Origin of the sequence: Crocosphaera chwakensis CCY0110 (assembly GCF_000169335.1) — a bacterium.
Classification (GTDB): Bacteria; Cyanobacteriota; Cyanobacteriia; order Cyanobacteriales; family Microcystaceae; genus Crocosphaera; species Crocosphaera chwakensis.
The window spans coordinates 134,931-148,275 of record NZ_AAXW01000008.1 but is presented as its reverse complement, the minus strand read 5'-3'; the positions used below and the strand labels follow the sequence as shown (position 1 = coordinate 148,275).

The following is a 13,345-nucleotide window of genomic DNA, read 5'->3' as shown; positions in this document are numbered from 1 at the left end:
TTTGGCGTGTTATGGCATAAAAAAAGTAGAGGAATTACTCTAAAAATTATAGTTTGCTAAAATATACCCTACTTAATGTTGTCTTTAGGAACAGTCTCTCAGATATTCTAATTAGATTAGAGAAAAACATTGTATTTTTTTAGTTACTGTTAATGAGTATTAATTCTATTTTGCAAAGTTTTCAGCATTTTGGTGTTCATCTAGGGTTAGAACGTATCAAAACGTTATTAAATCAATTGAATAATCCTCATGAAAATACTCCTATCATCCATGTTGGTGGAACCAATGGCAAGGGTTCTGTTTGCGCTTATCTATCTTCAATTTTGACTGAAGCAGGTTATCAAGTAGGGCGTTATACTTCTCCTCATTTAATTGATTGGACGGAAAGAATTTGTCTTAATAATCAACCCATTACAGAAGCTGAACTAGAAACTATTTTGATTAAAATAAAAAATTCTCTTGATATTACTCAAGAGAGTCCCACACAATTTGAAATTATTACAGCAGCAGCTTTTGTTTATTTTGCTCAAAAAAAAGTCGATATTGCTATTATAGAAGTTGGTTTAGGAGGTCGTTTAGATGCTACTAATATTTGCGATCGCCCTTTAGTTACCGTTATCACTTCTCTTAGTCGAGAACATTGGCAACGTTTAGGTCCAACTATCCAAGATATTGCTGGAGAAAAAGCAGGGATTTTTAAGTCAGAATGTCCTGTGATTATGGGTCAAGTTCCTGAGGAAGTTAAATCTGTTTTTGAGTCTCGTATTAAAGCTTTAAATTGTCCTAATATTTGGGTTAATTCTGCTAGTTATATAGACAAGAGTCAGGTTGTTTATAAAAATATTCAATATTCTTTACCATTATTGGGAAAAATGCAGTTAAATAATTCTGCGTTAGCTATAGAGACTATAAATTTATTACAGGAAATAGGTTGGAAAATTACGGAAGACCATATTAAACAAGGCATCAAAAATACTCAATGGTTGGGTAGAATACAATGGATAAAATGGAAAAATTGTTCTATTTTAATCGATGGGGCGCACAATACTGCTGCTGCTAAAATGTTACGTAATTATATTGATAGTCTGGATAAATCGGTTATTTGGGTTATAGGAATGTTATCGACAAAAGAACATGATAAAATTTTTCAAGAGTTACTGAGAAAAGATGATAGTTTATATTTGGTTCCTGTACCTGATCACAGTACAGAAAATCCTGATAACTTAGCAAAATTAGCTGATCAAATTTGTCCAAAATTAGCACAAATTAAAACAAAAAAAACTATATTTTATGCTCTAGATGAAATTATCAAAGACAAAGATTCTGATAAAATAATTGTTATCGCAGGTTCTTTGTATTTGATTGGTCATTTTTTAAGTAATATCCAATCCAATACACTTCAATCTTAAGATAATTAAGTTATAATAAAATACAAGTTACTCTCCTTTTATACTGTCTTCAATAGGTAGGCAGAATTAATTATAAAATGGTGGAGACAATGAAACAAGAATTAAAAGTATCATTTTTTCGTTTGACTCCTATTTTAAGTTTATTTTCACCTAACTACTATTATGTTTAATTCTTTGCAAACACAACTTTATCATCTTCAACAATTTGCTAATAAATTAGTTTCTCTGGAACTCGAACATCTCAGTTTAATTAGTATTACTATCATTTTTTTTGCAGGATTATTAACCAGTTTAACCCCTTGTATGTTGTCTATGTTACCTATTACGATTGCTTATATTGGAGGTTATGAATCTCAAGGTAAATTGCAAGGAATGCGTCAATCTGTTTGGTTCTCTTTTGGATTAGCAACAACTTTGGCAGGATTAGGAATTCTAGCAGCATCATTAGGAAAAGTTTATGGACAAATTGGCTTAGGATTACCGATTATTGTGAGTTTTATTGCTATTTTAATGGGGTTGAATCTTTTAGATGTCATTTCTTTTCAATTTCCCTCTTTAGGAGAAACTAATTGGATTTCTGATGATCTTCCCCCAGGAATTCGTTCTTATTCTTTGGGGTTGACTTTTGGTTTAGTTGCTTCTCCTTGCAGTACCCCCGTTTTAGCGACATTATTAGGGTGGGTTGCTACCAAACAAGACTTAATTTTAGGCGGTATATTATTATTAGCTTATACAGTGGGTTATGTGCTTCCCTTAATCTTAGCAGGAACCTTTACTGCTACGTTGAAAAAATTGTTAGAATTACGTCGTTGGTCTACTTGGATTAATCCAGTTAGTGGGTTTTTTTTAATCGTATTCGGAATGTTTTCTTTACTATCTCGTTTACCATTAAATAAGTTGTCTTGAATTATCTTATCCATACCTACATAACTTAGATTACTACCTCTGATTAAAGACAACGATTCAGTATATTAAACAAGGAAAGTTTTCTGTAGTGGATTGAAGAATGTCTTTGAGAAATTAGAATGAATGGGAAGAAGTGAAAAAAGGACTGTAGAAAATTTATTAACCAAAATTCTAAAACATTTCTGAGACTTTTTTCTTTGTATCTTAAAGAAACATTAAGCATTGCTCCATTTTTAACTAAAGATGCTGATAAAAAACAAGAAAAATTAAAGATAGCAACTAACAAGCGATCAGTTTATAATAAAAGTAAGATAAGGTGTGAAATATGACAATATCTGATTCTCCTCAAACAACTGACAATATATCCTTGCCAAAACAAGGATTTAGACAACTGATTAAAATAGTTGCCGATCTTCGTTTAGCTATTGTTCTGTTATTAGCGATCGCTTTATTTAGTATTAGTGGTACTGTCATCGAACAAGGTGAAAGTATTCCTTTTTATCAACAAAACTATCCCGAAAATCCAGCTTTATTTGGCTTTTTAACTTGGAAAGTCATTTTAATTTTAGGCATCAACCATGTTTATACAACTTGGTGGTTTTTATCTCTATTAGTTCTTTTTGGTACTAGCTTAACTGCTTGTACCTTTACTCGTCAATTTCCTGCCTTAAAAGCAGCGAAAAAATGGAAATTTTACCAAAAACCTCGACAGTTTCAAAAGTTAGCATTAAGCACAGAATTACACAATAAATATCTTGGTTCCGTTAACAATATTTTAGAGAGGAAAGGCTATAAAACATTTCAAGAAAATAAATCTATTTATGCTAGAAAAGGAATCATCGGAAAAATTGGTCCGATTGTAGTTCATGCTGCTATGTTAATTATATTAGGGGGTGCTATTTGGGGCGCACTAACGGGATTTTTAGCCCAAGCAATGGTACCCAGTGGCACTGATTTTAAGGTTAATAATATTATTGAAGCAGGTCCTTTATCTAAACCTCAAATCCCTACAGATTGGGGAATTCGGGTGAATCGATTTTGGATTGATTACACCCCAGATGGAACTATTGATCAGTTTTATTCTGATCTTTCTGTCATTAATAATGATGGGGAAGAATTAAAAAGCAAAACGATTTATGTTAATGAACCTTTGCGTTATCATGGAGTCACTTTTTATCAGACAGATTGGGGAATTGCAGGAGTCCAAGCACAAGTTAATAATAGTCCGATTTTTCAACTTCCTATGGCCCCTTTAAATACCAATGGAAACGGTAGAATTTGGGGAACTTGGATACCCACAAAACCCGATTTAAGTGAAGGGGTTTCTTTATTAGCCAAAGACCTACAAGGCACGATGATGGTTTATGATCAAAAAGGAAATCTTTACAGTGCAGTTAGACCTGGAATGATCTTAGAAATTAATGGAGTTAAATTAAAAATTTATCAATTAATTGGTAGTACAGGGTTGCAAATTAAAGCCGATCCAGGTATTCCTTTTGTTTATACTGGTTTCGGTTTATTAATGATTGGTGTAATCATGAGTTATGTGTCTCATTCTCAGATTTGGGTCTTACAAGAAGACGAACGTTGTTATATTGGAGGAAAAACAAACCGATCTCAAGTCACCTTTGAACGGGAATTATTAGGAATTATTGAATCATTAGAACTAGAGAAAAATTAAGAATCAATGACCCTTAACTTAACCAAATTAACCCACCAATAATAATAATAAATAATCCCAATGCTAAGCCAATAAACCCATTATCCTTGGTATCCATTTGGGTAATATCTTCTAAGTCTAAGGATGATGTTTTCATGGGTTTAGTAGCTGGTTTTGCTTGTACATAGCGAGGAGTTGGGTTATCTTCAGAATTAGTTGCTGGAATTTTGGTCATCCATGCTTCAGGACGCTTTAACTGAGGTGCTTTGAGAATGTATAATATACGTTGACTTTGTTGACGTATAGCTAAGTTAGGGTGACGGGTTAATTCCTCGCAAAGGGCGATCGCATCGTCTAATTTATCCACTCCTTGATATGCTGTGACTAAAGACAATTGAACCTCTCCTCCTAACTTTGAAGATAGGTTAACTAATGATTTTGCGTCTTCGAGGGTTTGGACACTACTACGATATTGTCCCCGATCTAATAATACTTGTCCTTGTTGATATTTTAGTTTGACTTGTTCTAACTTAGAATCCATCGTTATAATAACTTTGCTTTTTTACAGTTTAACGGATATCTTATTAATGTTAAGAGGTTTAGAAAGGGAGTCAGAAATCGTTTTTAGAAGTTTCTGATGGCTTACCATTTGTTCATGGGTCAAAATAGAGAGTTTAATTTCTTCTCCTATGGCTATTTTAGAACTAGATGCTGGAAAAATCATCACATCAAATGGAGTCCAGATTACGGTAACATCAATCTTATTTAAAGTTGTCTCTATATCTTTATTTAAGTCTTGTAAAAATTGACTATTAGGACGCATTTGCTTAATTCCTGGATTGGGTAATACATAAGCAGTAATGGTTCCATAATTGGGGGTAGAAATATTAATATAACGTTGAACTCTTTTGATTCCTTCTAAACGTTGTAAATAATAACGAGTTACTAATCCTCCCATACTAAAACCGATTAAATCAATAGGTTGGTTATTTTCAAAATTATCATTAATATAATCATGAACTTGTTGGGCTAAATGTTCAAGATGACCATCTCCGTTATTAGGTTTGAGAGACAAACGATGAACCGACCAACCTAAATTAGTCAAATAGTTTGCCATTATATTAAATTTAGCCGATGTGTTGTAAATTCCATGAATCAATAATACTGGATTTTTATGATTTCCTATCATAATGACATCATTTTAGTTATTCTCAATACTATTACTCCTACAGCTTTGTAGGAGAAAGAAAAGTATTTGTGATCGATGACTGACTGAACAACAATACTGAGTTAAATATATTTTTTAAAAGCTAAAGTAACATTATGGCCACCAAAACCAAAGGAGTTAGATAAAGCCACATCAATCTCTAAAGGACGACTCTGGTAAGGAACATAATCAAGATCACACTCAGGATCAGGGTTATCTAAATTAAGGGTTGGGGGAATGCGATCATTCGCGATCGCCATCACTGTAGCGACGGCTTCAATACCACCAGAACCTCCCAATAAATGACCCGTCATAGATTTAGTGGAACTAACAGCAATACGATAAGCATGATCGCCTAACGCTTTTTTGATGGCTTTGGTTTCGGTAACATCGTTAGCTGCCGTACTGGTTCCGTGAGCATTAATATAACTGACTTTTTCTGGAGAAATCCCTCCGTCTTTTAGAGCTAATTCTATAGCACGGGTAGCACCAGCACCATTGGGGACTGGAGCCGTCATGTGATAGGCATCACAAGTCATGGCATAACCCACGACTTCTGCGTAGATTTTTGCTCCTCGTTCTAAAGCGTGTTCTAATTCTTCGAGTAGTAAGATTCCTGATCCTTCTCCCATGACAAAGCCATCTCGATCCTTATCAAAAGGACGACTTGCCCGTTGAGGCTCATCATTACGAGTTGATAAGGCTCTGGCCGAAGCAAAACCTGCTAAAGATAAGGGAGTAACGGCCGCTTCGGTTCCCCCACAAATCATGGCTTTAGCGTAACCTCGTTGCACCAAACGGAAGGCATCGCCGATGGCATTAGACCCGGCAGCACAAGCAGTTACCGTACAAGTATTCGGTCCCTTAGCCCCTGTATGGATTGCTGTTAATCCTGAGGCCATATTGGCGATCATCATGGGAATCATAAAAGGACTACAACGACTCGGTCCTCGGTTTAAGTAAATTTCCTGTTGGTCTTCGAGAACTTTGATTCCCCCCACTCCTGTACCAATAATTACCCCAATTTGCTCTGCATTTAAGTCATTAATCACTAACTGAGAGTCAGCCAATACCTGTAAGCTGGCTGACACGCCAAATTGAGAAAAACGATCCATCCGCTTTGCTTCTTTGCGATCTAAGTAGTCATGAGGGTCAAATCCTTTCACTTCACCAGCAATACGACAAGTGTGTTGAGACGGATCAAAATGGGTAATCTCGGCGATCCCACTTTTTCCATTCATTAAACCTTCCCAATAGTCTGTTAGGGTATTGCCAATGGGGGTAATCGCACCTAACCCGGTTACTACTACTCGCTTTAATTGTGAATTCGTCATGATTTTCCCTTATAAAAAAATTGATCTACCCAGCAATGCACTTAGGAGGGGAGATGGGGGGATAAATAACTTATTTTTGTTATTAATTAGGCTTTAAGCTTGCTCTTTTTCGATATATTCCACAGCAGCTTGCACTGTGGCAATGTTTTCAGCAGCTTCGTCAGGAATTTCGATATCAAACTCCTCTTCTAAGGCCATTACTAATTCTACTGTATCTAAAGAGTCAGCCCCCAAGTCATTGGCAAAGTTGGCCTCTGGGGTTACTTTATCTTCTTCAACTTCGAGTTGTTCAACGACGATGGTTTTTACTTTATCAAATATTTCTTGGTTCATTAATCTTTAAGTTAACCGCTAAGAACCCCGTTAGTTTAACTATGATGGGGAGGAAATGGGGCGGAATTTACCATTTCCTAAAATTGATTGTACAGTTAAGGTTTATTGGGCATTATTCATATTATCGGTAAATGGTCAGTGAGGGAATAGGGGAATAAGGAAGATTCTTTAATTGGCACAAACCTGAGTTCCCAGTTTAGAGGTGTGAGTATAAATTAAGTATTAATGAGAGTTTATTCAGTGAGTCAGTGGTTAATAGTGTTCCTTTCTATTTGCAGGTACGCCTTTGTATGTGAAAATAGTTGAAAATTAAGCTATTATCTTCATTCAACTATTTGCTATGAAACCTATAAAATACGTCATAGGACTAATACTATGTCTAGTGATCGCTTTTAGTACCGCGATCGCTCCAGCAAATGCTACCGGAGTCTATGATTTGCCTGTGTTGAGTCCAGGATCAGATACTTGGGTGGTCGACCAAGCTGATGCCATTAGTTTTGCTAATGAAAATCGCTTGAATGGTCAATTTAAAAAATTAGCCAATAATACTGGTAACGAAGTGAGACTCATTGCTATTCGTCGTTTAGATTATGGTTTAACAATGGAGGACTTGGCCGATGGTATTTTTGATCAATGGTATCCTACCCCTGAAGAACAAGCTAATCAAGTAATTTTAGTGGTTGATACTTTGACTAATAAAACTGCCTTGCGTCAAGGAGACAATACCGAGTCTTTATTAACTGATGAAATTGCTACGAGTGTGGTTAAAGAAACAGTTGCTGTGCCTTTACGGAGTGCAAAGTATAATGAAGCCTTTCTCGAAGCCGGCGATCGCCTTGTAGCTGTTTTATCCGGAAACCCTGATCCTGGTCCCCCTGAAGTTCAAGGAATTAACATCGAAAGCACCTTTACCAGTGCTGAAGATACGGACGATACCAGCGCAACCATCTGGGTAGTGGTATTAATGGTTCTAGCTACAGTTATTCCTATGGCTACCTATTTCTGGTATGTTGGGATACCAGGCCGATAAGAAAACAATCCTGTTTAGATCGTATTTAGATAGGGGTTAACGATGGTTGACCCCTAGTTTATTTTAGTTTAAAACCTTATAATCAAACTGTACAGTCTAGTCTAATTTTATATGAGTGTGGTGAAACGCCATGGGACAAGCAATAGAGTTCAAAAAGACCTTACTATCGAAGAAGGGTAAACCTTGGGTAATTGCGGTTTCTATTCTAGGGGTTGCTTTGATGGGGGTAACAACCTTTTACCTACTAAACCTAAGTCGTAATGAGTCACAACAGTCTGAGATTAGCACGTCTATTAAACAACCCGAAGTAGAAACAATTTCAGCCTTAGGAAGACTCGAACCGTTGGGAGAGGTGATTCATTTAGCCCCACCACCCACCCAAGGAGGAGCAAAAATTGAACAATTATTAGTTCAAGAAGGGGACAGGGTAAAAATTGGGCAAACCCTTGCTATTTTAGATAATATAGACAGCAAAAAAGCTGCTTTCAAAGCAGCCCAAGAAGAAGTCAAAGTAGCCCAAGCTAACTTAGAAATTGTTAAAGCAGGAGCTAAACAAGGGGAAATAGAAGCACAAAAAGCGACCATTCAACAATTAGAAGCAGAGTTAAAGGGGGAACTTACTACAAATCAAGCCACTATTGCACAATTAGAAATGGAATTAGATGGGGAGAAAAGACAACAAACTGCTACCATTGAGCGATTAAAAGCTGAATTAAAAGATGCTCAAAGAGAGTATCAAAGATATAAAAATTTAGCAGGAAATGGCGTGATTTCTCAGTCAGAATTAGAGCAACGTGAATTGGAATTAGAACAAGCACAAGAAAGTTTAAAAGAAGGTCAAGAAAGACTAAATAAAACGATTAATACATTACAAGAACAAATTGCAGCAGAAAGCTCACAATCTAACAAAGAAATCAATAGTCTAAATCAACAAATTATAGCAGCCAAAGCCAATTTAAACCGTATTGCAGAAATTAGACCTGTGGATGTTCAAAAAGCTCAAGCAGAATTAGATAGAGCGATGGCTCAATTAGAAGAAAAACAAACAGATTTAGACTTAGCTTATATTAAGTCTCCTCTAGATGGACAAGTGTTAAAAATTCATACATATCCAGGGGAAAAAGTTGACGATAATAATGGTATTTTAGAACTCGGGAAAACTGAGCAGATGATGGTAGTAGCAGAAGTTTATGAAAGTGAAATTAATCAGGTAAGAATAGGACAAAAAGCCATCATAAAAAGTGATAATAATAGCTTTGTAGGAACCTTAGAAGGAACTGTTAATAAAATTGGTTTACAAATTGGTAAAAAAGATGTTTTAGATACTGATCCCGCAGCCGATGTTGATGTCAGAGTGGTTGAAGTCGACATCTTGTTAACCCCAGAATCATCTGCTAAAGTTTCGGGACTCACTTATGCAAAAGTAATTACAGAAATTCAATTATAAGTATTATGAAAACTCCTTTAGCTTGGTTACAATTGACCCATGAAAAAACCCGTTTATTAGTAGCATTAGCAGGAATTACGTTTGCTGATGTTTTGATGTTTATGCAGTTAGGATTTAGAGATGCTTTGTTTGATAGTTCTGTCCGACTTCATCAAAGTTTAGACGGTGATATCTTTATGCTTAATTCTAAAACCGATACGTTAACAGGAATTAGAAGTTTTTCTCGCCGTAGATTATATGAAACATTAGGCGTGGATAAAGTAGACAGTGTTACCCCTATGTATATTGGAGTTTCTACCTGGAAAAATCCTCTAGCAAGAAAAACGAGAAATATTTTTAATGTGGGTTTAAACCCCGATCAAAATGTAATCATGTTACCGGAAGTACAAGAGAATATATCAGTAACAAAAAAGCAAGATGTGGTTTTATTTGATCGTCTTTCTCGAAAAGAATTTGGTCCGATCGCTGAATTGTTTGAGTCAGGAAAAACAGTCAAAACCGAACTGGGGAACCGTCAAATAAAAGTTGGTGGACTGTTTTCGGTAGGTACTTCTTTTGGTGCAGATGGTACTGTTATTACCAGCGATATTAATTTTTTACGCTTATTTCCTGATCGAAAACAAGGATTAATTGATATTGGAGTAATTAAATTAAAACCAGAGACTAATTTAGAAAATAATCTTGAGTTTTTACGAGATACATTTGATTATGAAGATATCAGTTTCTATTCTAAACAAGAATTTATCAAACATGAACAAAAGTTCTGGAGAAATCGAACACCCATTGGTTTTATTTTTACCCTAGGAACCATAATGGGATTTATCGTAGGAACGGTTATTGTTTATCAAATTTTATATACAGATGTAGCTGATCATTTACCAGAATATGCTACCTTGAAAGCGATGGGATATACGGATTTTTATTTATTAACAGTTGTATTTCAAGAAGCAATTATATTAGGTTGTATTGGGTTTATTCCTGGTGTTTCTTTTTCGATGTTACTGTATTATAATGCAGCTAAAGCGACGGGTTTACCAATTATGATGGTAACATCAAGAGCGATTATGGTTTTAATTTTAACAATTTTGATGTGTTGTATTTCTGGGGTTATTGCTGTGGGTAAACTACGCGCTGCTGATCCGGCTGATATTTTTTAATAGTGAATAGTTATCAGTGTTTTATGAATTAGTTAATTAAGTAGATTATGAATAATAATATTGTTATTGATATTAAGGAACTTAGCCATTATTTTGGAAAAGGTGAGTTAAGAAAACAGATTCTTTTTGATATTAATTTGACTTTAAAAGCAGGAGAAGTCGTCATTTTAAAAGGCCCATCGGGTTCGGGTAAAACAACTTTATTAACTTTAATGGGAGGACTGCGATCGCCACAAACAGGAAGTTTGAAAGTATTGGGACAAGAGTTAGTCGGTGCAAAAAAACATCAATTAGTTAAAATTAGGCGTAATATTGGTTATATTTTTCAATCTCATAACCTTTTAGAATGCTTAACTGCAAGACAAAATGTAGCCATGTCTTTAGAATTACATTCTCAATATTCTAGGGAAGAAATGAAGCAAAAAACCGAAGAAATATTAGAAGCAGTAGGGTTAGGAGACAGGATTAATTATTATCCTCAAAACCTTTCTGGAGGACAAAAGCAAAGAGTTGCGATCGCTCGTGCATTGGTGAGTCATCCAAAGATGGTTTTAGCTGATGAACCTACCGCATCTCTTGATAGTAAATCAGGTCATGATGTGGTTAATATTATGCAAAAATTAGCTAAAGACCAAGGATGTACTATTTTAATTGTTACCCATGATAATCGCATTTTAGATGTAGCTGATCGTATTGTAGAATTAGAAGACGGTCATCTTAAACAGACGAAAATAGAAGTTAGTTAAGATGTGTTCTGATTAATGTAATCTGATATTATAAAAGTTCAAGTTTATTTTCCATTTCCTCTGGTTTCATTACTTCTGAAATTAGAATTAAAGTATTCAAAATTTGCCAAATTATAACGATACTTTTGATCACAATAAGCAATTTCTGCATGATAAAAAAAGAGCCTCAAGAACTACAGCAGTTTTTGACTTAGTGTGGTACAAAAAGTTAAGGCGCACAATAAACTAGATAAAGAGTTATTGTATGAATGTGAATGGTTAAACAAGTTGCATCACCCGAAGTGTTAGAACAACCCATCAAACTACCCCGCACCAGCGAATCTGATAAACTCAAGCGTATCCGTCACACTGCATCCCATGTGATGGCCATGGCCGTACAAAAATTATTCCCGAAAGCGCAAGTTACCATTGGCCCTTGGACAGAAACCGGATTTTACTACGATTTCGATGTTCCCGAACCCTTCACGGACAAAGATTTAAAAGCGATCAAAAAAGAGATGATCAAAATCATCAAAAAGAAACTTCCCCTAACCCGTGAAGAAGTTTCGGCCGAAGAAGCCAAAAAACGCATTACTGAGCTACAAGAACCCTATAAACTGGAAATCCTCGAAGGTTTAGAACCTCCTATCACCCTCTATCATTTAGGGGATCAATGGTGGGATCTTTGCGCCGGTCCTCACGTGGAAACCACGGGAGACTTGAACCCCAAAGCGTTTGAGATTGAATCTGTGGCCGGTGCATACTGGCGAGGAGATGAAACCAAAGCGCAACTGCAACGCATCTATGGGACTGCGTGGGAAACCCCCGAACAGTTAGCTGAGTATAAACGACGCAAGGAAGAGGCATTAAAGCGTGATCATCGGCGTTTAGGGAAGGAGTTGGGGTTATTTATCTTTTCAGACCCCGTGGGTCCTGGTTTACCCTTGTGGACTCCTAAAGGAACCATTATTCGGTCTACCTTAGAAGACTTTTTGAAACAAGAACAACTGAAACGGGGTTATCTTCCGGTGGTGACTCCTCATATTGGCCGAGTGGACTTGTTTAAAATTTCCGGTCACTGGCAAAATTATAAAGAAGATATGTTTCCCATGATGGCGGAAAATGAGGAAGCAAAAACCTCAGAAATGGGGTTTGTTCTTAAACCGATGAATTGTCCGTTTCATATCCAAATTTATAAGAGTGAGTTACGATCTTATCGTGATTTACCGATGCGTTTAGCAGAATTTGGAACCGTTTATCGTTACGAACAATCAGGAGAATTAGGGGGTTTAACCCGTGTTCGTGGGTTTACAGTAGATGATTCTCATTTGTTTGTCACTCCCGATCAATTAGATGATGAATTTCTCAATGTTGTGGATTTAATTCTGTCAGTATTTAGAAGTTTACAACTGAAGAATTTTAAAGCAAGATTGAGTTTCCGAGATCCCAACTCTGATAAATATATTGGCTCAAATGAAGCATGGAACAAGGCAGAAAATGCCATCCGTCGCGCTGTCCAAACTTTGGATATGAATTATTTTGAAGCAGAAGGAGAAGCGGCCTTTTATGGTCCAAAATTAGACTTTATTTTCCAAGATGCACTAGAAAGAGAATGGCAACTAGGAACGGTGCAAGTTGACTATAACCTCCCCGAAAGATTCGAGTTAGAATATGTGGGAGAAGAAGGAAATCGTCACCGTCCCGTGATGATTCACCGCGCACCTTTTGGGTCTTTAGAGCGTTTAATTGGCATTTTAATCGAAGAGTATGCCGGTGATTTTCCTCTGTGGTTAGCACCTATTCAAGTGCGTCTTTTACCGGTGAGTGATGTCCAGTTAGACTATGTTAAAGATATCGCTAATAAAATGCTTTCTTTGGGTATTCGTGCAGAAGCAGATACATCAGGAGAAAGACTCGGTAAAATGATTCGTAACGGGGAGAAACAAAAGATTCCTGTTATGGCTATTGTAGGAGCAAAAGAAGTAGAAGCCAATGCTTTGAGTATTCGCACTCGTGCATCGGGTGAGTTAGGAACAATGGCTGTTGATGAAGTGATAGAAAAGTTAAGGGATACTATCACGAATCATGGCAACTTTTAACGGTTTGGGTGGGCATAGCCCACCCAACTATTTTTCAA

General features: G+C 36.2%; 12 protein-coding genes. 8 read left to right on the top strand and 4 right to left on the bottom strand.

Translation table 11 applies throughout. From position 1 onward, the window contains the following. Positions 1–152: 152 nt before the first annotated feature. The 3 genes from CY0110_RS07510 (at position 153) to CY0110_RS07500 (ending at position 3,996) form a co-directional block, all read left to right on the top strand. On the top strand, positions 153–1,409 hold the full coding sequence (locus CY0110_RS07510) for a bifunctional folylpolyglutamate synthase/dihydrofolate synthase (protein ID WP_008274780.1): 1,257 nt from the start codon (positions 153–155) through the stop codon (positions 1,407–1,409). Between the two features lie 162 nt (positions 1,410–1,571). Continuing rightward, a complete protein-coding gene (locus CY0110_RS07505) occupies positions 1,572–2,315 on the top strand; it encodes a cytochrome c biogenesis protein CcdA (protein WP_008274779.1) in 744 nt (247 codons plus the stop codon). A 325-nt stretch (positions 2,316–2,640) separates the two neighbouring features. Next, positions 2,641–3,996, top strand: a complete 1,356-nt coding sequence (locus tag CY0110_RS07500; RefSeq protein ID WP_008274778.1) for a cytochrome c biogenesis protein — start codon at positions 2,641–2,643, stop codon at positions 3,994–3,996. A 13-nt stretch (positions 3,997–4,009) separates the two neighbouring features. On the opposite strand, the gene CY0110_RS07495 is transcribed toward CY0110_RS07500, so the two are convergent. From CY0110_RS07495 to CY0110_RS07480, 4 genes are all read right to left on the bottom strand, one after another. Then, positions 4,010–4,516, bottom strand: a complete 507-nt coding sequence (locus CY0110_RS07495; RefSeq protein ID WP_008274777.1) for an outer membrane protein assembly factor BamD — start codon at positions 4,514–4,516, stop codon at positions 4,010–4,012. Between the two features lie 21 nt (positions 4,517–4,537). Further along, the gene (locus CY0110_RS07490; protein WP_008274776.1) at positions 4,538–5,164 is read right to left on the bottom strand and encodes an esterase/lipase family protein; all 627 of its coding nucleotides are present in this window, start codon (positions 5,162–5,164) and stop codon (positions 4,538–4,540) included. A gap of 101 nt (positions 5,165–5,265) precedes the next feature. Continuing rightward, positions 5,266–6,516, bottom strand: a complete 1,251-nt coding sequence (fabF, locus tag CY0110_RS07485; RefSeq protein WP_008274775.1) for a beta-ketoacyl-ACP synthase II — start codon at positions 6,514–6,516, stop codon at positions 5,266–5,268. 93 nt (positions 6,517–6,609) lie between these two features. Then, a complete protein-coding gene (locus CY0110_RS07480) occupies positions 6,610–6,849 on the bottom strand; it encodes an acyl carrier protein (protein WP_008274774.1) in 240 nt (79 codons plus the stop codon). 340 nt (positions 6,850–7,189) lie between these two features. Between CY0110_RS07480 and psb32 the strand changes: the two genes are divergently transcribed. The 5 genes from psb32 (at position 7,190) to thrS (ending at position 13,307) form a co-directional block, all read left to right on the top strand. Beyond that, positions 7,190–7,879, top strand: a complete 690-nt coding sequence (psb32, locus tag CY0110_RS07475; protein WP_035798791.1) for a photosystem II repair protein Psb32 — start codon at positions 7,190–7,192, stop codon at positions 7,877–7,879. A 130-nt stretch (positions 7,880–8,009) separates the two neighbouring features. After that, positions 8,010–9,326 (top strand): HlyD family efflux transporter periplasmic adaptor subunit, encoded by a 1,317-nt coding sequence (locus CY0110_RS07470; RefSeq protein ID WP_008274772.1) that lies wholly within the window; start codon positions 8,010–8,012, stop codon positions 9,324–9,326. Positions 9,327–9,331: 5 nt separating this feature from the next. Beyond that, positions 9,332–10,483 carry an ABC transporter permease DevC gene (gene devC / locus CY0110_RS07465; protein ID WP_008274771.1) on the top strand — a complete coding sequence of 384 codons (1,152 nt, stop codon included), beginning with the start codon at positions 9,332–9,334 and terminating at the stop codon, positions 10,481–10,483. A gap of 47 nt (positions 10,484–10,530) precedes the next feature. Further along, a complete protein-coding gene (locus tag CY0110_RS07460; protein ID WP_008274770.1) occupies positions 10,531–11,229 on the top strand; it encodes a DevA family ABC transporter ATP-binding protein in 699 nt (232 codons plus the stop codon). A 254-nt stretch (positions 11,230–11,483) separates the two neighbouring features. Further along, positions 11,484–13,307, top strand: a complete 1,824-nt coding sequence (thrS, locus tag CY0110_RS07455; protein ID WP_008274769.1) for a threonine--tRNA ligase — start codon at positions 11,484–11,486, stop codon at positions 13,305–13,307. The last annotated feature ends 38 nt before the right edge of the window (positions 13,308–13,345 follow it).